The organism is Actinosynnema mirum DSM 43827, assembly GCF_000023245.1.
Lineage (GTDB): Bacteria > Actinomycetota > Actinomycetes > Mycobacteriales > Pseudonocardiaceae > Actinosynnema > Actinosynnema mirum.
Window position 1 is genome coordinate 6,879,901 of record NC_013093.1, and the last position, 21,053, is coordinate 6,900,953.

The window sequence follows — 21,053 nt, forward strand, 5'->3', positions numbered from 1 at the left end:
CCGGTTTTTGCGTAGGCTCTCCCGGTGCTCAGCGAGGAGATCGAGATCAGGACGGGCTCCGACGAGGTCGTCCTCGACCTGACCGCGCACTGCGAGCGGTTCCTGGCGAAGACGTCCGGGGACGGGCTGCTGCACGTGTGGGTGCCGCACGCGACGGCCGGGCTCGCGGTGCTGGAGACGGGCGCGGGCAGCGACACCGACCTGCTGGCGGCGCTGCGCGACCTGCTGCCCGCCGACGGCCGCTGGCGGCACCGGCACGGCACGCCGGGGCACGGCCGCGACCACGTGCTGCCCGCGCTGGTCCCGCCGCACGCGACGGTCCCCGTGCTCGGCGGGGTGATGGCGCTGGGCACCTGGCAGTCGGTGTGCCTGGTGGACACGAACGTGGACAACCCGGTGCGCAAGGTGCGGTTCAGCTTCCTGGCCGGGTGAACTTCCGGCACGACCGGGCGATGGGTCGAACACCCTCCGTCGCGAGCAGGAGTGAGCTGCGGCACGGCCGACCTCGATCGCTTTTCCATCACCTGTCCGGATTCCGACTGGTGGAGGCGGTACCGTGCGAGCCGTGACTTACCCAGGTGACGGGCAGTCCGGCTGGGGTGGCCAGGCAGGTCAGCCCCACCAGGGCGGGTGGGGGCAGGACGGCGTCGGCGGCTCCACCCCGCAGCCGGGACAGCCCCAGCAGCACTATCCGGATCACTCCTTCGGCGCCCCCCAGCCGGGTTATGGGGATCAGCAGCCCTACCCCCAACCGGGTTACGGCGACCAGCAGGGCTACCCGCAGCCCGCGTACGGCGACCAGCAGGGCTTCCCCCAGCAGGGCTTCGGCTCGTACGGCGGGCTCGGCGTGTTCTCCGGTGGCGAGGAGCCGCCGAGGAGAAGCACCAAGGGCAAGGTCTGGCTGGCCGTGGGCGCGGTGGCGCTCCTGCTCGTGGGCGGTGGCGCCACGGCGTACGTGCTGACCCGCCCCGAGGACGGCAAGACGACCGTGGCCGCGTCGAGCAGCCAGGCCGCTCCCAGCAGCAGCGCCGCGTCCTCGCCCGCGCCGACCTCGCCCAGCGCCCAGGCCGCCACGTGCGCGGCGGTGACCTCCGGCTGGAACTGCCTGCCGGTCACCGACCTGGCCTACAGCTACGACGTGCCGAAGTCGTGGGCCCCGCAGAAGGGCAGCTCGCCGGTCACGAACCTGGACGCGCGCCTGACCGGGCTGTCCATGTTCGGCGTCTACACCTGCGAGGGCCGCTCCTACAACCGGGGCAACGCGGGCGGCACGCTGATCTCCAACACCGACCTGGCGGGCGTCGCGAAGGACGTGGCCGACAAGGTCGCCAGGTACTTCTACAGCAGCGCCCCGGAGCTCGACGTCAAGCTCACCGACCCGAAGGAGGTGACCGTCCCGAACGTCGGCGGCGGTCAGCCCATCCCGGCGGTGCAGGTCGACGCGACGATCACCGCGGGCGGCAACGCCTGCATCGCGTCCAAGGGCATGGTGCGCGTGCTCGCGGCCAGGGGCGAGCGGGCCACGCACGTGTTCATGGCCAACGGCGACCTGGCGGGCGGCCCGGACTCCGCCCCCGCCTCCCCCACCGAGGGCGACCTCCAGGCGATGATCGACTCGGTGCGCCCGCTGGCGGTGGGCGGGTGAGCTACTCGGGCCTCGGCTACTACCAGCAGCAACCGCCCCCGAAGCCGAAGCGCACGGGGCTGTGGATCGCCCTGTCGGTGCTCGGCGTGCTGGTCGTGGCGGGTGGCGTGGTGACCGCCGTGCTGATCGGCTCCGGCTCGGACGCCTCGGCGGGCGGGCCGACCACGACCGCCACCTCGGCGCAGCCGGAGTGGACGACCGCGCGCGGCTCGGGGCTGACCTACCAGGTGCCGCCCTCCTGGGAGGAGAGCGGCGACGGCTTCGCGGGCGGCACCCGGCTGACCGGCGTGTGGGTGTCCCGGCCGTTCGAGTGCCAGGGCAAGCAGATGGTGCAGGCCATCGTGGGGTCCGCTCAGGTCACGAGCTCGTCCACGGCCACGCTCAGCCAGATCGGCAAGGCCGTGGCGAACAACGGGTACACCGTGGACGGCACCCCGCCCGGCGTGAGCGAGCCGGTGGTGACCGAGGCGGACGGCCGGACGACGGTCGTGCTGGCGGTCGAGCCGAAGGGCGTGAGCGCCTGCTACGCGCCGAAGGCCGAGATCACCCTGGTGGCCGTGGAGCTGCCGGGCGAGGAGTACGGCGTGCTGGTGCTGAACGTCGCGCAGGGCGGGCCGCACGTGGCCCAGGGCCCGAGCGACGAGGAGGCCGACCGGATCGTGGGGAGCGTGCGCGTCTCGTGAAGACCCTCGTGCTGTGGGACATCGACCTGACCCTGATCGACGCCTCGGGGCTCGGCCACGCCTGGTACGGGACCGCGCTGCGGACGGTGTCCGGGCTGGAGCTGGTGCACCGGCCCTCGTACGCCGGGCGGACCGAGCGGGCGATCAGCAGGCAGCTGCTGCTCTCGCACGACCTGGAGGCCACCGACGAGCTGATCTCCCGGCTGCACGCCGAGCTGGTCGCGGTGGCGCGGCTGGAGCACGGGCGGCTGGCCGAGCGCGGGCGCGCGCTGCCCGGTGCGGCGGCGGTGCTGGAGGCGCTGGCGGGCGAGCCGGGCGTGGTGCAGTCGCTGGTGACCGGGAACCTGGTGGAGATCGCCCGGTACAAGCTGGCGGCGTTCGAGCTGGAGAAGCACCTGGACTTCGCCATCGGCGGGTTCGGCGAGCTGTCCGACGACCGGCCCGACCTGGTGCGCGAGGCGGTGCGGCTGGCGACGGCCAAGCACGGCGTGGCCCCGGAGTCGGTCGTGGTCGTCGGGGACACCCCGCACGACGTGGACGCGGCGCTGCACCACGGGTACCGGGCGGTCGCGGTGGCGACCGGGCGCAGCGACGTCGCGGAGCTGGAGGCGTCCGGGGCGCACGCGGTGCTGGTGGACCTGTCGGACACCGCCGACGTGGTGGACGTGCTGCTCGGCAGGCGCTGAGAGCTCTTCCGGACGACGAGGGGGCCGGTGCTCGGGTGAGCACCGGCCCCCTCGGTCCTCGCTGCGGGGTCAGCCGCGCGCGACGGCCAGCACGTGCTGCACGGCCTCGTCGACCGGCACCTCGACGCGCTCGCCGGAGCGGCGGTCCTTGACCTCGACCAGACCGCTGGCCAGGCCGCGGCCGACCACGAGGATCGTGGGCACGCCCACCAGCTCGGCGTCGGCGAACTTCACGCCGGGGCTGGCCTTGCGGTCGTCCAGCAGCACGCTCAGGCCCGCCGAGGACAGCTCGCCCGCGAGCTTCTCGCCGCCCTCCAGGAGGGTGGCGTCCTTGCCCGCGACGACCACGTGCACGTCGGCGGGGGCGACGTTGCGCGGCCAGATCAGGCCGCGGTCGTCGTGGCTCTGCTCGGCGATCGCGGCGACCAGGCGGGACACGCCGATGCCGTAGGAGCCCATGGTGATGCGCACGGGCTTGCCGTCCGGGCCGAGGGCGTCGAGCGAGAACGCGTCGGCGTACTTGCGGCCGAGCTGGAAGATGTGGCCGATCTCGATGCCGCGCGCGGCCACCAGGACGCCCTTGCCGTCGGGCGACGGGTCGCCCTCGCGGACCTCGGCGACGTCGATCGTGCCGTCCGGGGTGAAGTCGCGACCGCAGAGCAGGTCCACGACGTGGTGCTCGTGCTGGTCGGCGCCGGTCACCCAGGCGGTGCCCTCGACGACGCGCGGGTCGACCAGGTAGCGGACCTCGTTCGCCAGCAGCGCGCCGGGACCGATGTAGCCCTTGACCAGGAAGGGGTGGGCCTTGAAGTCGGCCTCGTCCAGCATGGCGACCTCGGCGGGCTCGACGGCCGCCTCCAGGCGCTTGAGGTCGACCTCGCGGTCGCCGGGGAGGCCGATCGCCAGCAGCTCCCAGTCGGAACCGGGGACGCGGGTCTTGACCAGCACGTTCTTCAGGGTGTCGGCGGCGGTGAACTCGCGGCCGAGGCCCGCGTTGTTGAAGAACTCGACCAGGGTGTCGATGGTCGGGGTCGCGGGCGTGCTGTGCACCTGCGCCTCGGGGCGGCCCTCGACCGGCTGCGCGGGGGGCGCGGGGGTGGTGACGGCCTCGACGTTGGCCGCGTAGTCGGACTCGGTGCTGCGGACGAAGGTGTCCTCGCCGTTCGGGGCGACCGCCAGGAACTCCTCGGACGCCGAGCCGCCCATCGCGCCGGAGGTCGCGGACACGATGACGTAGTCCATGCCGAGCCGGTCGAAGATCTTGATGTAGGCGGCGCGGTGGCGCTGGTACGCCTCGGCCAGGCCCTCGTCGGTGAGGTCGAAGGAGTACGAGTCCTTCATGACGAACTCGCGACCGCGCAGGATGCCCGCGCGGGGGCGCGCCTCGTCGCGGTACTTGGTCTGGATCTGGTAGAGCGCGACCGGGTAGTCCTTGTACGAGCTGTACTCGCCCTTCACGGTGAGCGCGAACAGCTCCTCGTGGGTGGGGCCGAGCAGGTAGTCGGCGCCCTTGCGGTCCTTGAGGCGGAAGATGTTGGGGCCGTACTCGGTCCACCGGTTGGTGGCCTCGTAGGGCTCCTTGGGGAGCAGCGCGGGGAACTGGATCTCCTGCGCGCCGATCGCGTCCATCTCCTCGCGCACGACCCGCTCGATGTTGCGCAGCACCCTCAGGCCCAGCGGCAGCCACGAGTAGCCGCCCGGCGCGACGCGCCGCACGTAGCCCGCGCGGACCAGCAGCTTGTGGCTCGGGACTTCGGCGTCGGCCGGGTCCTCGCGCAGCGTGCGCAGGAACAGCGACGACATCCTCGTGATCACGGTTGGGACTCCTCGTGGGGCTGGTGGTCCGGAAAAGCCTAGTGAACGGGGTGACGGGGGTTCCAGCCGGTTACCCCGGCGCGGGGTGGGCGGGGGTTCGCGGTTGCCACCCGGACGGGTGGTGTTCGGGGGCGGCGGCGGTCGGGGGCCGGTCGGGGGCCGGGAATTGTCGGGGGTCGTCGTTAGCGTGCCGGGCATGGGGCTGAGCTACGGGATGACGACGGTGGACGCGGCGGACCCTCGGGGGTTGGCGGCGTTCTGGGCGGGCGCGCTGGAGACGGACGCGGTCCAGGAGTACGGGGACGACGGGGACCTGGTGATGCTGACGGCGGAGGGCGGGGTGCGGTTGGGGTTCCAGCGGGTGGCGGAGCCGACGCCGGGGAAGAACCGGGTGCACCTGGACTTCGGGGCGGCGGACCTGGCGGCGGAGGTCGAGCGGTTGACCGGGTTGGGGGCGGTGCTGGTGGCGGAGCGGTCGATGCCGGGGGTGGAGTGGGTGGTGCTGGCCGATCCGGCGGGGAACCAGTTCTGCGTGTCGAAGGCGGGGTGAGGGGGGCGGGTGAGGTGAGGGGGTGGTCGACGGCGCGCGGCGGCGGTTGACGGCGCTTGCCTGCGCTTGGTGACCGGCCGGTGGCGCGGTCGGCTCCGGCCGGGGTGTGGCGTGGCCCCGGCGCGGGTGTCCGGCGGCACGGGTGTCCGGCGGCACGGGTGTCCGGCGGCACGGGTGTCCGGCGGCACGGGTGTCCGGCGGCACGGGTGTCCGGCGGCACGGGTGTCCGGCGGCACGGGTGTCCGGCGGCACGGGTGTCCGGCGGCACGGGTGTCCGGCGGCACGGGTGTCCGGCGGCACGGGTGTCCGGCGGCACGGGTGTCCGGCGGCACGGGTGTCCGGCGGCACGGGTGTCCGGCGGCACGGGTGTCCGGGGTGTCCGGGGTAACTGCGTGGAGTGGCGGGGACGGGTGGTTCCGGTGGGTAGGCTCGCCGGTCGTGCTCGTGCTGCTGCCTCCGTCCGAGACCAAGGCGACCGGTGGGTCCGGCGCTCCCCTCGACCTGGACGCGCTGTCCCACCGGGAGCTGAACCCGGTGCGCGACAAGCTCGTCACCGCGCTGGTCGACCTGGCCGCCGACGTGCCCGCGTCGCTGGCGGCCCTCGGCCTGTCGGAGCGGCAGGCCGGGGAGGTGGGGCGGAACGCCGAGTTGCGCGCGTCGGCCACGACGCCCGCGCTGCGGCGGTACACCGGCGTGCTCTACGACGCGCTGGACGTCCCGTCGCTGACGAAGGCCGAGCGCGACCGCGCGTTCGCCAGGATCGGCGTGGTGTCGGCGCTGTTCGGCCTGGTCGGGGCTGGTGACGCGATCCCGGCGTACCGCCTGTCCGGCGGCAGCGCGCTGCCCGCGACCGGCCCGCTCGGCGCGCTGTGGCGCCCCGCGCTGACCCCGGTCCTGGCGGAGGCCGACGAGTTCGTCGTGGACCTGCGCTCGGGCCCGTACGCGTCCCTCGCGAAGGCCCCCGCCGCCGTGGTGGTCCGGGTGGTCAGCGACGACGGTTCGGGGCGGCGCAGGGCGGTGAGCCACTTCAACAAGGCCCACAAGGGCCTGCTGGCACGCGCCCTGGTCCGCTCGCGCACCGAGCCGTCGACGGTGGCCGGGCTGGTGAAGGTCGCGGCGAGCGCCGGACTCACGCTGGAGGAGACCGGGGCGAAGACCCTGGACCTGGTGATCACCGGCAACCCCGCGGACAAGCCCGCGGCCTGACCGCGGCACCCCGGAACTCAGGCACCCCGGAGCTCGGGGGGTCGGAACTCGAGGGCCTGGAACTCGGAGCCCGGCAACCGGCCTCCTCCCCGCCCCGCGCTCTCCCGCCCGGTACCCCCGCACTCTTGCCGGGCGTTCAGCGCGCCCTCGTCCCCTCCCCCACCGCTATTCCGGGGTCCCCAGCCCACGTCCGGTGGTGTCCAGCCTGCTCCCCGTGGTGTTCGGTGGGTTCCGGCGGTGTTCGGCGGTGTTCGGCGGGCAGGGTGCGCACCGGCCCCGTTCGGTCGCCGCCGCTCGGGTGAACGGAGTTGCACGCTTCACGTGGAATGCCCGGATTCTGGGAACGGCGGGGGTGTCCGGGCCGACATCCGTCAGGGAGAGAAGTCGATCCGGGGGGTGTGCGTTGACCGGTGCTGATCCGGTGTGGCAGAGCACGAGTCTGCTGGGGAGGGTGCGCGAACCCGCGCGCGCCGACCTGCTCGCGCTGGGGACGCGGGTGCCGTACGGGCCGGACAAGGAGGTGATCGTCCAGGACGCGCGCGACACGCACGTGCTGCTGCTGCTCAGCGGCATGGTGAAGGTGCAGGCCGTGGACGAGGACGGTGAGCGGGCGCTGCTGGACATCCGGATCGCCGGTGACGTCGTCGGCGAGATGGCCGCGCTGAGCGGCAGGCCGCGGTCGGCCACGGTGCGCACGTGCGGGGACGTCGTGGCCCGCGCGATCACCCGCGCCGACTTCCAGGCGCTGCTGCTGCGCCGCCCCGAGGTGGCGATGGAGCTGGTGCTGGTGGTCGGCGAGCGGTTGCGCTGGTCGATCGACCGCCGCCGCGACTTCCTGTCCTGCCCGGCGCCGGTGCGGGTGGCCCGGGTGCTCGTGGAGCTGGTGCAGACCTACGGCAGGCAGGACAAGGACGCGTGGCGGCTGGGCATCCCGCTCACCAAGGTCGAGCTGGCCTCGATCGCGGGCATGAAACCGCGCACGGCGGAGAAGGCGTTCAGCGACCTGCGGCACGCGGGCGTGGTCGTCAGCAACCTGCGCCGCGACGTCCTGGTGCCCGACCTGCGGGCGCTGCGCCGCTACGCCGGATCCTGAGAAACCGCGCGTTCGGGTGGAATCCCGCGCTTCGGCGAAACGAACCGGCCGTGCGGCACGACCTGCACGCCGGGGGATGACAACGGTTGCAGCGAGTTGCGGATACGACGCATTAGGGGTGGATGGTGCTGATGTCATGGTCACCGAGCACGACCCAGCCGGAGCAACCGGTGTGGCCGCACGACAGCCTGCTGTCGCGGCTGCGCGACCAGGCGCGCGACGAGCTGCTGGCGATGGGCACGGTGGTGCGGTACGCGCCGAACCGGGACGTGATCGTGCAGGACGCCCGCGACACGCACGCGCTGCTGCTGCTCGACGGCGTGGTGAAGGTGCAGACCACGGACGAGACCGGCGACACCGCGCTGCTGGCGATCAAGGCGGCCGGTGACTTCGTCGGCGAGATGGCGGCGCTGGACCGCAAGCCGAGGTCGGCGAGCGTGATCACGTGCGGCGAGGTGACCGCGCGGATGATCAGCAGCAGCGAGCTGATGGGCTTCCTGCACCGCCGCAACGAGGTCTTCGTCGAGATGATCGGCATGGTGAACGAGCGGCTGCGGTGGGCGATCGAGCGCAGGCGGGACTTCCTCGCGCGGGCGGCCGACGAGCGGTTGGCGAAGGTGCTCGCGGAGCTGGTGCGCACGCACGGCCGCGAGGAGCCCGGCGGGTGGACGCTCGGGTTCCCGCTGACCAAGGTGGAGCTGGCGTCGATCGCGGGCATGAAGCCGCGCACGGCGGAGAAGGCGTTCAGCGACCTGCGCAAGGCCGGGGTCGTGGTGAGCCACCTGCGCCGGGACGTGCTGGTGCCCGACCTGGACGCGCTGCGCGCCTACGCCCAGCGCCCGCCGCGCTGAGTGGCGGGACGGGGAGTGGCGGGACGGGGAGGGGCAGGACGGGGAGGGGCGGGCTGAGCATCGGGCCGGTCGGAGGGCGGGCTGAGGTCGGGCCAGGCTGAGCATCAGGCCGGTCGGAGGCCGGGCTGAGGTCGGGCCGGGCCGAGGTCGGGCCAGGCTGAGCATCGGGCCGGTCGGAGGCCGGGCTGAGGTCGGGCTGAGGTCGGGGCGGGCTGAGGTCGGGGCGGTCGGAAAAGCGGTTGCCCCGCCGGGTGCGGGCGGGGCATGGTGGGTGAGCGCAGCGACTCGCGGGCCGGAGAGCCCGGAGCGGATTCGGGGAGGAGGTGTCGACATGGCCATGACACCTGTCCTGGACGCGGCACCGGCCCGTCCACCCACCCCGGCGCTCCACAGGGTCTGACGCGGTCGCGCGGCCCGGCGTCGGGGTGATCACCCACTTCCCGCTGGGAGCCCCGCTGTGCGCGAGCACGCGATCACCACGAACGCACTGCACGAACTCAAGATCAACTTCAATCACGGCGGTCGGGTCGACGACGCCGCCTGTGCCGATACCCGCTACGGCGGTACCGATGATGTCGACACCGACGACACCGACACCGATGCCGACGACTACGCAGGTCACGCCGATGCCGACGGCTACGACGCCGACGGTCACGACGAGGGTGACGGCGACGACAGCGACGCCGACCCGTACGGCCGCTGGTCCGACTACGAGCTGGACGACTACGGCCCCCGCGAGGTCAGGACTCGGGTCCGGGTCGTGCGGGACGACGAGGAGAACGTCCGGCGCGGCAGGCTCACCCAGGAGGCCAAGAAGCGGCTCGGCGAGTCGCGGCAGCTCACCGGACCCGAGGACGGCGACCGGTGGTCCACCTGGGGCAGCGCCGACCAGGGGCCCGCGCCGCACCCGGCGTGGCTGGTCACCGACCTCGGGGCGGTCGACCGGGAGCTCGGGCTGATCAAGTCCGGCAAGGAGGCGGACGTCTCGCTGCTGGAGCGCGCCACGCCCGAGCGGTCCTGCCTGCTGGCCGCGAAGCGGTACCGGGACAACGACCACCGGCTGTTCCACCGGGACGCGGGTTACCTGGAGGGCCGTCGGGAGCGGCGGAGCCGGGAGGCCCGCGCGATGTCCCGGCGCAGCGCGTTCGGGCGGAACCTGATCGCCGAGCGGTGGGCGGTGGCCGAGTTCGCGGCGCTCGGCGCGCTGTGGCAGCGCGGCGTGCCGGTGCCCTACCCGGTGCAGCGCGACGGCACCGAGGTGCTGATGGAGTTCATCGGCGACGGCGCCCAGGCCGCGCCCCGGCTCGCCCAGACCAGGCCCGAGCCGGACGCGCTGGTGGACCTGTGGCGGCAGCTCGGGTCGGCGCTGACGGGGATGGCCGCCGCCGGGTACGCGCACGGCGACCTGTCGCCGTACAACCTGGTGGTGCACGACGACCGGCTCGTGGTGATCGACCTGCCGCAGCTGGTCGACCTGGTCGCCAACCCGCGCGGGGCCGAGTTCCTGGCGCGCGACGTGCGGGTGGTGGCCGACTGGTTCACCGCGCGCGGCCTGCCCGCCGAGCTGGCCGACCCGGCCGAGCTGACCGCCGACCTCCTCCGGGAGGCCGGACTGGGGTGAGACGGGCGCTCGCCGGGCGGGAGGGCGCGCGTCCTCTCGCCCAGCGGGCGCGGCACCCGACGGACGCGGCACCCAGCGAACGCGGCGCGCGGCGAACGCGGCACCCAGCGGACGCAGCGCGCGGCGCACGTGCAGTGAGAGCACTGGTCGCCCACCGCGAACACGTGCGGTGGGATCGCGATTTCGTTGTGTCACCAATGCTTTCGCCCGATCGACGCCGCTCGGTGACCGCCTCGCCACCCCGCGCCGCAACGGTGCGCGACGGCGGCGTCCGCCGGGCGTCACCGCGCGTTCGCGGCGCCGCGAACACCGGCTGCCGTCCGTGACCGCCGCGCGAACGCGCCCCGTGACGAACCCTCGGGTCCCGGTGGCGCACGGGCCGTTCGACCTGGGCCCCTCCCCCGTCTCAACAGGCCGCTCCGGAACCGGATCCTCTTGCGCCCCAGCGGTTTCCGCGTCCGGAGAGCGGACGCCCGCGCACACCCGCGAGCGATCGCGCCACCGTCAGGTGGAACCCGGCCACGTCCGGGTGCCGCGCGGGGCGCCCCCTCAGGTGGCGTGGAAGACCGCCGAACCCCTCGACGTCCGCCCGCAGCCCGCCGAGCCGGCCGCCCCCACAACCTTCCCGACGTCCACGCAGGTCAGAGCCTCGCGCCCGAAACTAGTCCGAGTGGCCGCGACCCAATGGATGATGATCAGCTAGACTGGTCAACGCACCGCACGAGGGCGCTACATTCCAGCGCCCCGAGGTCACCACTCAGGACCACCCGGTGCTCCACCCAACCGTCGGCGCTACGAAGCGCCGGGCCCGTCCGCGCGATCGCGCCTGCCCACGAGTGCAGAGCAATCCCCGTGACGTGCCGTGTCCCGGAGGTATGTTTTGCCACCCGTGTCCCAGAGCCGTTCCGAGCGCCCGCAGTCCTCTCGCAGGCCCCGCAAGCGCTCCGGCCAGGGCAACCGCCGTCCGCAGCACGTGGACGCGCCCCTCGCTTCCACCGTTCCCGACCACGTCGAGAGCACCCTCCCCGAAGGCCCGCTGCCCTCGTTCAGCGAGCTGGGCCTGGCCGACGAGCTGGTCCGCGCGCTCGCCACGGCCGGGATCACCGAGCCGTTCCCCATCCAGGCCGCGACCCTGCCCGACTCGCTCGCGGGTCGCGACCTGCTCGGCCGGGGCCAGACCGGCTCCGGCAAGACCCTCGCGTTCGGCCTGGCGCTGCTGTCCAGGCTGGCCGGTGGCCGCGCCAAGCCGCACATGCCGCGCGCGCTGGTGCTGGTCCCCACCCGTGAGCTGGCCATGCAGGTCGAGGAGGCGCTGTCGCCCTTCGCCCGCGCCCTCGGCCTGTGGTGCCGCACCGTCGTGGGCGGCACGTCCTTCCCGCGCCAGATCGACGCGCTGCGCAGGGGCGTCGACCTGCTGATCGCCACGCCCGGTCGGCTCTCCGACCACGTGCGCCAGGGCACCGCGGACCTGTCCGAGGTCATGTTCACCGCCCTGGACGAGGCCGACCAGATGGCCGACATGGGCTTCATGCCGCAGGTGCGGGCCATCCTGGACCTGACCCCCGAGAACGGGCAGCGGCTGCTGTTCTCCGCGACGCTCGACGGCGACGTGGACAAGCTGGTCCGCCAGTACCTGCACGACCCGGTCGTGCACTCGGTCGCGCCGCCCACCGGCAGCGTCACCACCATGGAGCACCACCTGCTGTTCGTGTCCGCCGAGGACAAGCAGTCGGTCGTGACCGAGGTGGCCGCGCGCGAGGGCCGCACGATCATGTTCGTGCGCACCAAGCACCACGTGGACCGGCTGGCCAAGAAGCTGCGGTCGATGGGCGTGCACGCCGGCGCCCTGCACGGCGGCAAGGCGCAGAGCGCGCGCACCCGCGTGCTCGGCCAGTTCCGCGAGGGCACGACCCCGGTCCTGATCGCCACGGACGTCGCCGCGCGCGGCATCCACGTGGACGACGTCAGCCTGGTCGTGCACGTGGACCCGCCCGCCGACCCGAAGGACTACCTGCACCGCGCCGGTCGCACGGCGCGCGCCGGGCAGTCGGGCACGGTCGTCACGCTGGTCACGCACGACCAGCGGCGCGCCGTCCAGGGCCTGACCTCGCGCGCGGGCATCCGCCCGGAGTCGACCAAGGTCCGCCCCGGCGACGACGAGCTGATCCGCATCACCGGCGCCCGCGAGCCCAGCGGCGTTCCCGTGGTGGAGCCCGAGGTGCAGCCGCGCGGTCGTCGTGGTGGCGCGGGCGGCGGCGCGGGCGCCCGTCGTGGCGGCGGCGGGTTCTTCCGCGGCGGTCGCGAGGGTGGCCGTGGCGAGGGTGGCGGCCGTGACCGCGACCGCGCGGGCGGCCGTCCCCGGCGCAGCGCGGCCCCGCAGCACTGAAGCAGCACTGACGAGTGACGCGTGGCGCCGATAGCGGGCGCTGACGCGGAACGGCGAGAGCCCCGGTCCCCGGTGGGACCGGGGCTCTCGCGTTGCTCGGGGGCGGGTGGAGTGGCCGGAATCCCGGTGTCGCTGCGTGATGTGGCTGCCGGGCGTGCGCCGGGGGGCCGGTTCCCGAGCGTGACGCCCACGCCCGGAGCCCGGTGGCCGAGCGTGATCCGGCCCGGTGGCCGAGCGTGGTGCGACGGCCGGGGTGCGCGGTGGCCGAGCGTGACGTCGCGCGGGAAGCCCGCGCGCGGGCTTCCCGCGCGGTGCGGTCACACCTGCTCGGGCAGTTCCCCCGCCAGGCCCGCGACCGGGCCGACGACGATGATCGCCGGCGGGCGGACGTGGTGCGCCGCAACGGCTTCCGCCAGACCGTCCAGAGTGGACCTCACGATCCGCTGGGCGTCCGTGCTGCCGTTCTCGACGACGGTCACCGGGGTGTCACCGGGGCGGCCCTCGCGGAGGGCAGCGGCGAACGCGGCGGCGCGCTCGACGCCCATCAGGATCACCACGGTGCCGCGCAGCCTCGCCAGCGCGCCCCAGTCGACCAGGGAGCGCTCGTCGTCCGGCGCGACGTGGCCGGACACCACCACGACCTCGTGCGCCACACCCCGGTGCGTCACCGGGACGCCCGCGAGGGCGGGAACGCCGAACGCGCTGGTCACGCCCGGCACGACGGTGACCGGCACGCCCGCCTCGGCACAGGCGATCAGCTCCTCGAAGCCGCGCCCGAACACGTACGGGTCGCCGCCCTTGAGCCGGACCACGAACTTCCCGGCCTTGGCGTTGTCCACGAGCGTGCGGTTGATGAACTCCTGCGCGGCGGCCCGCCCGTACGGGATCTTCGCGGCGTCGACCACCTCCACGTGCGGCGGCAGCTCGTCCAGCAGCCACACCGGGCCGAGGCGGTCCGCGACGACCACGTCGGCCCTGGCCAGCAGGCGCCTGCCGCGCACGGTGATCAGGTCGGGGTCGCCGGGGCCGCCGCCGACCAGGGCCACGCCCGCGGGCTGGTCGTGCTGGTCGGCGAGGGTGCCGTCGCGCAGCGCGGACAGCACGCCGTCGCGCACGCGCGCCGAGCGGTTGTGGTCGCCGCTGGCCAGGACGCCGACGAGCAGGCCGTCGTGGTTGCCGGAGGCGGGGGTGACGGCGGTGCCGAGCGCGCCGACGTCGGCGCGCACGCAGAACACGCGGCGGGCCTCGGCGTCGGCGGTGATCCGGGCGTTCACCTCGGGGTCGGAGGTGCAGGCGAGCACGTACCACGCGCCGTCCAGGTCGCCGTCGGCGTAGCGCCGGGCGTGCCAGGTGACCGCCCCGGAGTCGACCACGCCTTGGACGGTGGGGGTGACCTCGGGCGAGACGAGTTCGACGCGGGCGCCGGACGAGACCAGGCGCGGCAGGCGGCGCTGGGCGACGGACCCGCCGCCCACCACCACCACGCGCTTGCCCGCCAGGTCCAGGCCCACCAGGTAGTGCTGTTCTCCGTGCATGGCGAGAAGCATCCCCGGACGACGGGCCCGCGCCCAAGAGGGGTGTCCCACATCACGGGAAGCGGGTGTCGGAGTGTGAGCGGACGGCGGGAGGGCGCGCGGCGACAGGGCGCAAGGGCCGCGCGGCGCGGGCGGAAGGGCACCGGGCGGGGCGGGGCGAACGGACCGGGACCGGGAGGCGCGGGCGGGCGCGGGCACGGGGAACGCGCGGACCGACCGAGGGCTGACCGGTCCGCGCGCCCGCCCGCGCCCGGTCGACCGGAGGACGTCGGTCACCGGGCGTGGGGCGCGCCGCGCGGGCGCGCCCCCGGCGGTCATCCGATCTGCGCGCTCAGCACGCTGTAGTAGGCCGCGACCCTGGCGTACACGCCGGGGTAGTTGGGCAGCGCGCAGCCGTTGCCCCACGAGGTGGCGCCGATCAGCTTGCCGCCGGCCACGAGCGGGCCGCCCGAGTCGCCCTGGCAGGTGTCCTTGCCACCGGCCGGGACGCCCGCGCACACCATCGAGGTGTTGCTGTACTGCGAGTACGCCGTCTTGCAGGTCGCGTCCGAGGTGACCGGGACGGTGACCTTCAGCAGGTAGCGGGACGTGGAGCAGCCGGAGCAGGTGGCGCCCCAGCCGTAGGCGACAGCGTTGGTGCCCGCCGCGTAGAGGGCCGTGTCGGACGGGGTGGCCAGCGGCAGGTAGGTGCCGCTGACGCTGGTGCCCAGGGTCAGCACGGCCACGTCGTAGCCGCTGGTCGCCGTGCGGTAGCTCGGGTGCGACCAGATGCCGGAGACGGTGGCCACCGTGCCCGCGGTGCTCTGCTTGTCCTCGCGGCCGATCACCACGCGGGTGCTGGACGCCGAGCGGCCCGCGACGCAGTGCGCGGCGGTGACGACCTTGTTGGCCTTCACCAGGGTGCCGCCGCAGAACTGGGAGCCGGAGGAGGAGGCCAGGTACACCGTCCAGGGGGCCTCGCTGATCGAGGCCCTGGTGCCGCCCACGATGAACGGGGTGACGTCGGACGCCGAGGACACCGGGGTCGTCATCAGGCCGATCGCGGCGGCAGCCACGCCCAGGCCGATGAACTTCGCCAGGCGACGCAGGGTTTTCGCCATCGGAGTTCCTTTCCGTGCAGGAGTGAGCACTCACTGCAACGCACCCGACGGCCTCCCGGCAACCTCCTTCAGCAGGACTGAGGGGGCTTCACAATTGACCAGTGACTCCGGTCACACGAACGACATCGGCGTGTACCGGCCCGGCAACAACCGGTCCCGCGTCCGGCGCCACCAGCGCCACCGCGACGCCCTGCTCCGCCAGCCGCACCGCGCCGTCCGCGCGCACCGACGTGCCCGGCCGCAGCAGGTGCCTGACCTGGTCGACGCACTCCGGCGGCCCGACCACCACGGACGCGCGGCGCAGCTCGGCCTCCGCGCGCGGGGTGCGGTCGTCCGCGCCGCCCGGCCCGAGGCCGATGAGCGCCAGCCTGCCCCTGGGCAGGACGCGGGCGGCGGCGACGGTGGCCCGCGCGCCCTTGACCTTCTCGGCGGCGATCTCCACCCGGCCACCGGCGGACAGCTCGGCCGCGCCGCGCAGCGCGGCGGCCTCGGCGACGCTGGGGATGCCGATGGCCAGCTCCACCGGGTTCGGCACCGGGATGACGGCCAGCTCCTCGCCGGGGTAGCCGAGCAGGGGCGTGGTGGTGGAGCCGTGCCAGAAGCCCCAGTCCTCGACCGCGTCGACGATGCCGGGCTCCTCGGTCTTGCGGTCGAGCGTGGCGAACGCGCGCACGGCCCGCAGGTCCAGCCTGCCGTCGGCGGCGAGCTTGGCGAGCGCGCCGGAGACGTCGGTGGACGTGACGCCCGCGCTCGCGCCGATGCCGATCACGAGCGTCCTGGGGATCACCCGGACCACGTGGTCGCCCAGCTCGGTCCTGGGCACCCGGTCGTCCAGCAGCACCGTCCACGCGGCCTCGTGACCGGCGGGCAGGACGTTGTCCGGCAGCGCGGGCAGCGGGAAGCCGAGCGGGTTGGCGAGCGCGACCGGCTCGCCCGCGCGCATCGCCTCGCCGCACGCCACCGCGTCGCCCTCGGCGGTGGCGTCGAGCAGTTCGAGCAGCTCGTCCAGGGGGGACGCGGTGGGCGGGGCGGTGGTGACGGCGGTGCGGCCGAGCACGTCGGCGACCCGCTGGGCGAGCGCGTCCGCGCCGCCGAGGAGGGCGATGGCGAACGCGCCGTCGACGCACACCACGCCGGGGTCGGAGCGCTCGTCGCGCAGCAGGGGGGCCACGAGGCGGATGGCGGTCTCGCTGCCCTCGAAGAGCACGGCGCTGCCCAGCACCGGCCACATCCGGCGCAGCGCGGGCGCGACGGGGCCGTCGGGGACGACGGCGTCCGGGCCGAGGAAGGCCGCGAGCTCCTTGGCCTGCGCCCTGCCGCGCTCGGTCGACGCGAACAAGCCGATCACGCTGCCTCCTTGCCGGGGTGGAGGTGCCATCCTTCCCCGCCGGGCGCGGTGGGGTGGGGGCGGGTGGGGTGGGGGCGGAGCGGGGGGAGTTGAGCGGGGAGGGCCGGTGGGGGGCGAGCGGGGGTGGACGGGACCGCGCGGCGCGGGTGGGGCAGGCCAGGCCGGGCGGGACGGCGGGTACGGGGCCCAGGCGGGGGCGGGCCGGACGGGCGAGGCCCGAGCGAAGCCAGGCGGCTGGCCGAGGGCGGGTCGGGCTTGGCGGGCACGTCGGGCTTGGCGGGCACGTCAAGGCGCGTCAGGTTTGGCGGGCGCCGAGCGGGTCGTCGTGCGGCGGTCAGGCCAGGTGCTCGGCCCACAGCACGGTGACCGGGTCCACCGCGCGCAGGTGGTCGTCCTCCAGCCTCGCGGCGGACAGCTGGGTGCCGGACACCGCGTAGCCGCCGTCGCGGAGGGCGTCGTGGGACGGCAGGACGGCGTCGAGGCGGGTCGTGGCGACGACCACGCGGCGTGCGCCCAGGCTCGCGCAGGCGCGCACCGCGCCCGGTCCCCCGCCGCCGACGAACACCGCGTCGGGGCGCGGCAGGTCGCGCGGGGCGAGTTCCACGTCGGACTCGACCACGCGCACGTCCACGTGGTGCGCCGAGGCGTTCGCGATGATCCGGACGCACTGCACCGGGTCGCGCTCCACGGCCACCACGGCCGCGCCCAGGCGCGCGCACTCCACGGCGACCGCGCCGGGACCCGCCGCCACGTCCCACACCAGCGCACCGGGCCTGGGGCCGAGCTTGGCGAGGACGAGCGCGCGGACCTCGGCGGTGGCGACCAGGCCGTCGCCCCGGTGCGAGAACTCGTCGTCCGGCAGCGCCCACCGGGAGGCGTCCGGGAGCAGCGGCTGCTCGGCGAGGCACAGCACCGGGAGCGGCTCCGGCCAGGAGCGGAGCGCGACCTCGGCGGGGTCCGCCGTGGACGGTCCGGACGGGCCGGGCACGACCAGGGTGCGCCGCCAGCCCGCGAGGCCCTTCGCCAGCGCGGCCGGGTCCGCGTTCGCGACCAGCACCGAGGAGCGGGCCAGGCACACGTTGCGGGCGTGCGCGAGGCCGTGCTCGGCGGCGTCCACCACCACGACGGCGGACCAGGTGCGGCCGGTGTCGGTCAGGAAGCGGTGCAGCGCCGGGACGTCCATGCCCTCAGCCTGTGCGCTTCGGCTTCTTCCCGCGCGCCGGGGCGGGCTTGCGCGGGGTGGTGCTGGCCTGGACGGAGACGGTCCTCTTGCGCGCCGCCGCGACCGGGGGCTTCTTCCTCGGCTCCGACGGCTCCTGCTCGGGGGAACCGGCCTGACCGGGCAACGAGTCCACGGCGAGCGCCTCCGCGACCGGCCCGGACTCGGCGGACTCGGTGATCTCGGCGGGACCGCCGGGCTCGGCCAGCGACCGCGCTACGGGCAGCTCCACGCCGTCCGCGCCGGACTCCTCGCGCGCCCTGGCCCAGCGCGAGCGCGCGGTCTCCTGCAGGTCGTGCACGGCCGACCAGGCGGCCTCCGAGCGCGACTCGGCGCCCGGCGCCCGCGCCGCCCGCCACTTCGAGGCGCGGGGCTGGCGCACCGGCTCGTCCCCGATCGGCGCGCCCCTGCGGACCGGCGCCCTGAGCGCGTCGCCGACCAGGAACAGCGTGCTGCGGTAGAGCTTGTGCTCCTTGACCGCCGACTCCAGCTCGCCCAGCGTGGTGCGCACGAGCACCGCGTCGGGCAGCGACACCTTGTAGGCGATGACGACCGGCGTCGTGTCGGCGTACCCGCCCGCGCGCAGCTGCTCGGCGACGCGGTCGGCGCGCGCGGCCGACGCGGACAGGGCGAGCGTGGTGCCGTGGGCGGCCAGCTCGCGCACGTGCTCGGCGCTCTCCGGGCTGGCCAGCAGGAGCGACTGCGCGACCTCGGAGGTGGTCAGCTCCCGCCCGACCGACGCGGCGGCGGCGGACACCTGGGTCACGCCGGGCACGACCTCGATCTCCAGCCCCAGCCGCAGGCACGCGTCGTGCTGCTCGCGCAGCCCGCCCCACGTCGCGGGGTCGCCCGCGTGCAGCCGGACCACGGCCTGGCCGCTCGCGGCTGCCCTGCGGTAGACCTCGACGACCTCGGACTCGGTGACGCGGGAGAAGTCCACCAGCTCCGCGCCGGGGCGGGCGTGCTCGCGCACGCACTCGACCTCGACCACGCTCGGGGCCCACACGACGACGTCGGCCTCGGCCAGTCGCCTGGCCCCTCGGAGGGTGATCAGATCGGCGGCACCGGGGCCGGCACCCACGAAGGCGACCCGACCTGTCATCTGAGAACTCCCCACGACGTGCTCGGTGTGAACGGCCCGACCGTATCGCGCAAGGCCCTCTCCCCATCGAGCGCCCTGATCCCGGCACGGAGCGCGACGGTCGGGGCGGACGCGCTGTGAGCACCACCCCGGATGCCGCGCCCCTGGGCCGTCCGGGTGAGCGGCGGGGGTCAGGCCGGTGGGTGCTCCCAGGCCGCGCAGGCGGCGGTGAAGCGGTGCGCCGACTCGGGGATCGACGCCGGGTGGGTGTGCAGGTAGGACGCGTGGACGTTGCCGAGCACGAAGCCCTCGGCGGCCGGGCGGCCGTCGTGCCCGCGCCAGCGCCACGCCGGGTCGGCGCCGTGCGGGGTGCTCAGCGCGGTGCGGTGGAACTCGTGTCCGGTGACGCGCGCGCCGACCGGCAGCAGCACCGAGTCGACCGGGGCGACCGCGTCCCGGTAGCCCAGGACCAGGCGCGGGGTCATGGCGGCCTCGGAGTCGACCACGCCGCACATCGGGGCGCCGTCGAGGGACTTGGCCAGGTACAGCAGGCCGCCGCACTCGGCGTGCACGGGCGCGCCCGCGCGGGCCAGCGCGGTGATGGTGGCGCGCAGCGGCTCGTTCGCGGACAGCTCGGCCGCGTGCTGCTCGGGGAACCCGCCGGGCAGCAGCAGCCCCGAGGTGTTCGCGGGCAGGGTCTCGTCGCGCAGCGGGTCGAAGACGACGACGTCGGCGCCCGCCGCGCGCAGCAGCTCGGGGTGCTCGGCGTAGCCGAAGGTGAACGCGGGGCCGCCCGCGACCGCGATCACCGGCCGGGAACCGACGGGAACCCTTGGGGCGCTTGAGGATTCGACCACCGCCGCGATCTCGGCGTCCGGGTCCCAGGCCCGCGCGGCGACCGGGTTGGCGGTGGCCGCCAGCGCGCGGATCGCCGCGAGGTCCACGTGCGCGCCCACCGCGTCGGCGACCGCCTCCACCGCCGCGACCGCCTCGTGGCCGTGCTCGGCGGCGGTGACCAGGCCGAGGTGGCGCGAGGGCAGGGCGAACCGGTCGTCCCTGGGCAGCACGCCCAGCACGTCCAGGCCCACGTCCGCGCAGGCGCTCCGCAGCACCTGCTCGTGCCGGGGCGACCCGACCTGGTTGAGGACCACGCCGCCCAGGCGCACGCCGGGGTCGTAGCCCCGGAATCCGTGCAGCAGCGCGGCGAGGCTGCGGCTCTGACCGCGGGCGTCCACGACGAACAGCACGGGCGCGCCGAGCAGCTTGGCCACGTGCGCGGTGGAGCCGACGCCGTCGGTGTCGATCCGCCCGTCGAACAGGCCCATGACGCCCTCGACCACGGCCAGGTCCGCGCCGCGCGCGCCGTGCGCGAACAGCTCGGGAACCCGGTGCTCGCCGACCATGACCGGGTCCAGGTTGCGGCCGGGGCGGCCGGTGGCGAGCGCGTGGTAGCCGGGGTCGATGTAGTCGGGGCCGACCTTGAACGGGGCCACCGCGTCGCCCGCGCGGCGCAGCGCCGCCATGAGCCCGGTGGCGACGGTGGTCTTGCCGCTGCCCGAGGCCGGGGCGGCGACGACCAGCGCGCTCACCACTCGATCCCCCGCTGGCCCTTCTGGCCGGCGTCCATCGGGTGCTTGACCTTGGTCATCTCCACGACCAGGTCGGCGGCGTCCACGAGCGCCTGCGGGGCGTCCCGGCCGGTGATCACCACGTGCTGGTGGCCGGGCCGGCCGACCAGCACCTCCACCACCTCGTCGACGTCGATCCAGCCCCACTTGAGCGGGTAGGTGAACTCGTCCAGCACGTACAGGCCGTGCCGCTGATCGGCGATGCGGCGGGCGATCTCGCGCCAGCCCTCCAGCGCGGCGGCGGCGTGGTCCTCCTCGGTGCCCGCCTTGCGGGACCAGGACCAGCCCTCGCCCATCTTGTGCCACTGCACGGGCCCGCCCTGGCCGGTGCTCTCGTGCAGCTCGCCGAGCGCGCGGAACGCGGCCTCCTCGCCGACCTTCCACTTGGCGGACTTCACGAACTGGAACACGCCGATGTCCCAGCCCTGGTTCCAGCCGCGCAGGGCGAGCCCGAAGGCGGCGGTGGACTTGCCCTTCATCGGGCCGGTGTGGACGAGGAGGAGGGGGCGGTTGCGGCGCTGGCGGGTGGTGAGGCCGTCCGACGGCACGGCGGTGGGTTGTCCCTGCGGCATGTCGTGGCTCCAGGTGTGGTGGGGAGGGGACGCC

The 21,053-nt window shown here is 74.9% G+C and carries 18 protein-coding genes; 10 read left to right on the forward strand and 8 right to left on the reverse strand.

Features of this window, described 5'->3' with window-relative positions; translation table 11 throughout:
- The first annotated feature begins 24 nt into the window (after positions 1–24).
- The 4 genes from AMIR_RS28950 to AMIR_RS28965 all read left to right on the forward strand — a co-directional run bounded on the left by AMIR_RS28950 (position 25) and on the right by AMIR_RS28965 (position 3,014).
- Complete coding sequence (locus AMIR_RS28950; protein ID WP_015804538.1) at positions 25–432, forward strand: YjbQ family protein; 408 nt, start codon at positions 25–27, stop codon at positions 430–432.
- Positions 433–565: 133 nt separating this feature from the next.
- Complete coding sequence (locus AMIR_RS36360) at positions 566–1,645, forward strand: proline-rich domain-containing protein (RefSeq protein WP_049796992.1); 1,080 nt, start codon at positions 566–568, stop codon at positions 1,643–1,645.
- Positions 1,642–2,328 carry a DUF8017 domain-containing protein gene (locus tag AMIR_RS28960; protein ID WP_015804540.1) on the forward strand — a complete coding sequence of 229 codons (687 nt, stop codon included), beginning with the start codon at positions 1,642–1,644 and terminating at the stop codon, positions 2,326–2,328. Before AMIR_RS36360 ends, AMIR_RS28960 begins: the two co-directional genes overlap by 4 nt.
- Positions 2,325–3,014 (forward strand): HAD family hydrolase, encoded by a 690-nt coding sequence (locus AMIR_RS28965; RefSeq protein ID WP_015804541.1) that lies wholly within the window; start codon positions 2,325–2,327, stop codon positions 3,012–3,014. Before AMIR_RS28960 ends, AMIR_RS28965 begins: the two co-directional genes overlap by 4 nt.
- A gap of 69 nt (positions 3,015–3,083) precedes the next feature.
- On the opposite strand, the gene AMIR_RS28970 is transcribed toward AMIR_RS28965, so the two are convergent.
- Positions 3,084–4,829: a proline--tRNA ligase gene (locus tag AMIR_RS28970; RefSeq protein ID WP_015804542.1), complete on the reverse strand. Its 1,746-nt coding sequence runs from the start codon at positions 4,827–4,829 to the stop codon at positions 3,084–3,086.
- Between the two features lie 196 nt (positions 4,830–5,025).
- Here AMIR_RS28970 and AMIR_RS28975 point away from each other — a divergent pair, with 196 nt between their 5' ends.
- From AMIR_RS28975 to AMIR_RS29000, 6 genes are all read left to right on the forward strand, one after another.
- Positions 5,026–5,379, forward strand: coding sequence for a VOC family protein (locus tag AMIR_RS28975; RefSeq protein WP_015804543.1), 354 nt, complete (start codon positions 5,026–5,028; stop codon positions 5,377–5,379).
- Between the two features lie 438 nt (positions 5,380–5,817).
- A complete protein-coding gene (yaaA, locus tag AMIR_RS28980) occupies positions 5,818–6,585 on the forward strand; it encodes a peroxide stress protein YaaA (RefSeq protein ID WP_015804544.1) in 768 nt (255 codons plus the stop codon).
- A 403-nt stretch (positions 6,586–6,988) separates the two neighbouring features.
- Positions 6,989–7,678: a Crp/Fnr family transcriptional regulator gene (locus tag AMIR_RS28985; RefSeq protein WP_041837108.1), complete on the forward strand. Its 690-nt coding sequence runs from the start codon at positions 6,989–6,991 to the stop codon at positions 7,676–7,678.
- Positions 7,679–7,809: 131 nt separating this feature from the next.
- Positions 7,810–8,529 (forward strand): Crp/Fnr family transcriptional regulator, encoded by a 720-nt coding sequence (locus AMIR_RS28990; RefSeq protein WP_041838465.1) that lies wholly within the window; start codon positions 7,810–7,812, stop codon positions 8,527–8,529.
- A gap of 715 nt (positions 8,530–9,244) precedes the next feature.
- Positions 9,245–10,150: a serine protein kinase RIO gene (locus tag AMIR_RS28995; RefSeq protein WP_041838466.1), complete on the forward strand. Its 906-nt coding sequence runs from the start codon at positions 9,245–9,247 to the stop codon at positions 10,148–10,150.
- Between the two features lie 880 nt (positions 10,151–11,030).
- A complete protein-coding gene (locus tag AMIR_RS29000; protein WP_015804548.1) occupies positions 11,031–12,536 on the forward strand; it encodes a DEAD/DEAH box helicase in 1,506 nt (501 codons plus the stop codon).
- Positions 12,537–12,853: 317 nt separating this feature from the next.
- On the opposite strand, the gene cobA is transcribed toward AMIR_RS29000, so the two are convergent.
- The 7 genes from cobA to cobO form a co-directional block, all read right to left on the reverse strand.
- Complete coding sequence (cobA, locus tag AMIR_RS29005) at positions 12,854–14,071, reverse strand: uroporphyrinogen-III C-methyltransferase (RefSeq protein WP_015804549.1); 1,218 nt, start codon at positions 14,069–14,071, stop codon at positions 12,854–12,856.
- A gap of 314 nt (positions 14,072–14,385) precedes the next feature.
- On the reverse strand, positions 14,386–15,171 hold the full coding sequence (locus tag AMIR_RS29010) for a S1 family peptidase (protein WP_015804550.1): 786 nt from the start codon (positions 15,169–15,171) through the stop codon (positions 14,386–14,388).
- An 88-nt stretch (positions 15,172–15,259) separates the two neighbouring features.
- The gene (locus AMIR_RS29015; RefSeq protein ID WP_015804551.1) at positions 15,260–16,519 is read right to left on the reverse strand and encodes a cobalamin biosynthesis protein; all 1,260 of its coding nucleotides are present in this window, start codon (positions 16,517–16,519) and stop codon (positions 15,260–15,262) included.
- 334 nt (positions 16,520–16,853) lie between these two features.
- Positions 16,854–17,702 carry a bifunctional cobalt-precorrin-7 (C(5))-methyltransferase/cobalt-precorrin-6B (C(15))-methyltransferase gene (locus AMIR_RS36365; protein WP_049796993.1) on the reverse strand — a complete coding sequence of 283 codons (849 nt, stop codon included), beginning with the start codon at positions 17,700–17,702 and terminating at the stop codon, positions 16,854–16,856.
- 4 nt (positions 17,703–17,706) lie between these two features.
- Positions 17,707–18,840 (reverse strand): cobalt-precorrin-4/precorrin-4 C(11)-methyltransferase, encoded by a 1,134-nt coding sequence (locus AMIR_RS29025; RefSeq protein WP_015804552.1) that lies wholly within the window; start codon positions 18,838–18,840, stop codon positions 17,707–17,709.
- A gap of 170 nt (positions 18,841–19,010) precedes the next feature.
- Positions 19,011–20,408: a cobyrinic acid a,c-diamide synthase CobB gene (locus AMIR_RS29030; protein ID WP_015804553.1), complete on the reverse strand. Its 1,398-nt coding sequence runs from the start codon at positions 20,406–20,408 to the stop codon at positions 19,011–19,013.
- On the reverse strand, positions 20,405–21,019 hold the full coding sequence (gene cobO, locus AMIR_RS29035) for a cob(I)yrinic acid a,c-diamide adenosyltransferase (protein ID WP_015804554.1): 615 nt from the start codon (positions 21,017–21,019) through the stop codon (positions 20,405–20,407). Before cobO ends, AMIR_RS29030 begins: the two co-directional genes overlap by 4 nt.
- Positions 21,020–21,053: the final 34 nt, after the last annotated feature.

Bases quoted from the DNA above. Each gene is read 5' to 3' on its own strand.
- cobO (WP_015804554.1), bottom strand. From the start codon at position 21,019: ATGCCGCAGGGACAACCCACCGCCGTGCCGTCGGACGGCCTCACCACC.
- AMIR_RS36365 (WP_049796993.1), bottom strand. From the start codon at position 17,702: ATGGACGTCCCGGCGCTGCACCGCTTCCTGACCGACACCGGCCGCACC.
- AMIR_RS28990 (WP_041838465.1), top strand. From the start codon at position 7,810: ATGTCATGGTCACCGAGCACGACCCAGCCGGAGCAACCGGTGTGGCCG.
- AMIR_RS29010 (WP_015804550.1), bottom strand. From the start codon at position 15,171: ATGGCGAAAACCCTGCGTCGCCTGGCGAAGTTCATCGGCCTGGGCGTG.
- AMIR_RS28975 (WP_015804543.1), top strand. From the start codon at position 5,026: ATGGGGCTGAGCTACGGGATGACGACGGTGGACGCGGCGGACCCTCGG.
- cobA (WP_015804549.1), bottom strand. From the start codon at position 14,071: ATGCACGGAGAACAGCACTACCTGGTGGGCCTGGACCTGGCGGGCAAG.
- AMIR_RS29025 (WP_015804552.1), bottom strand. From the start codon at position 18,840: ATGACAGGTCGGGTCGCCTTCGTGGGTGCCGGCCCCGGTGCCGCCGAT.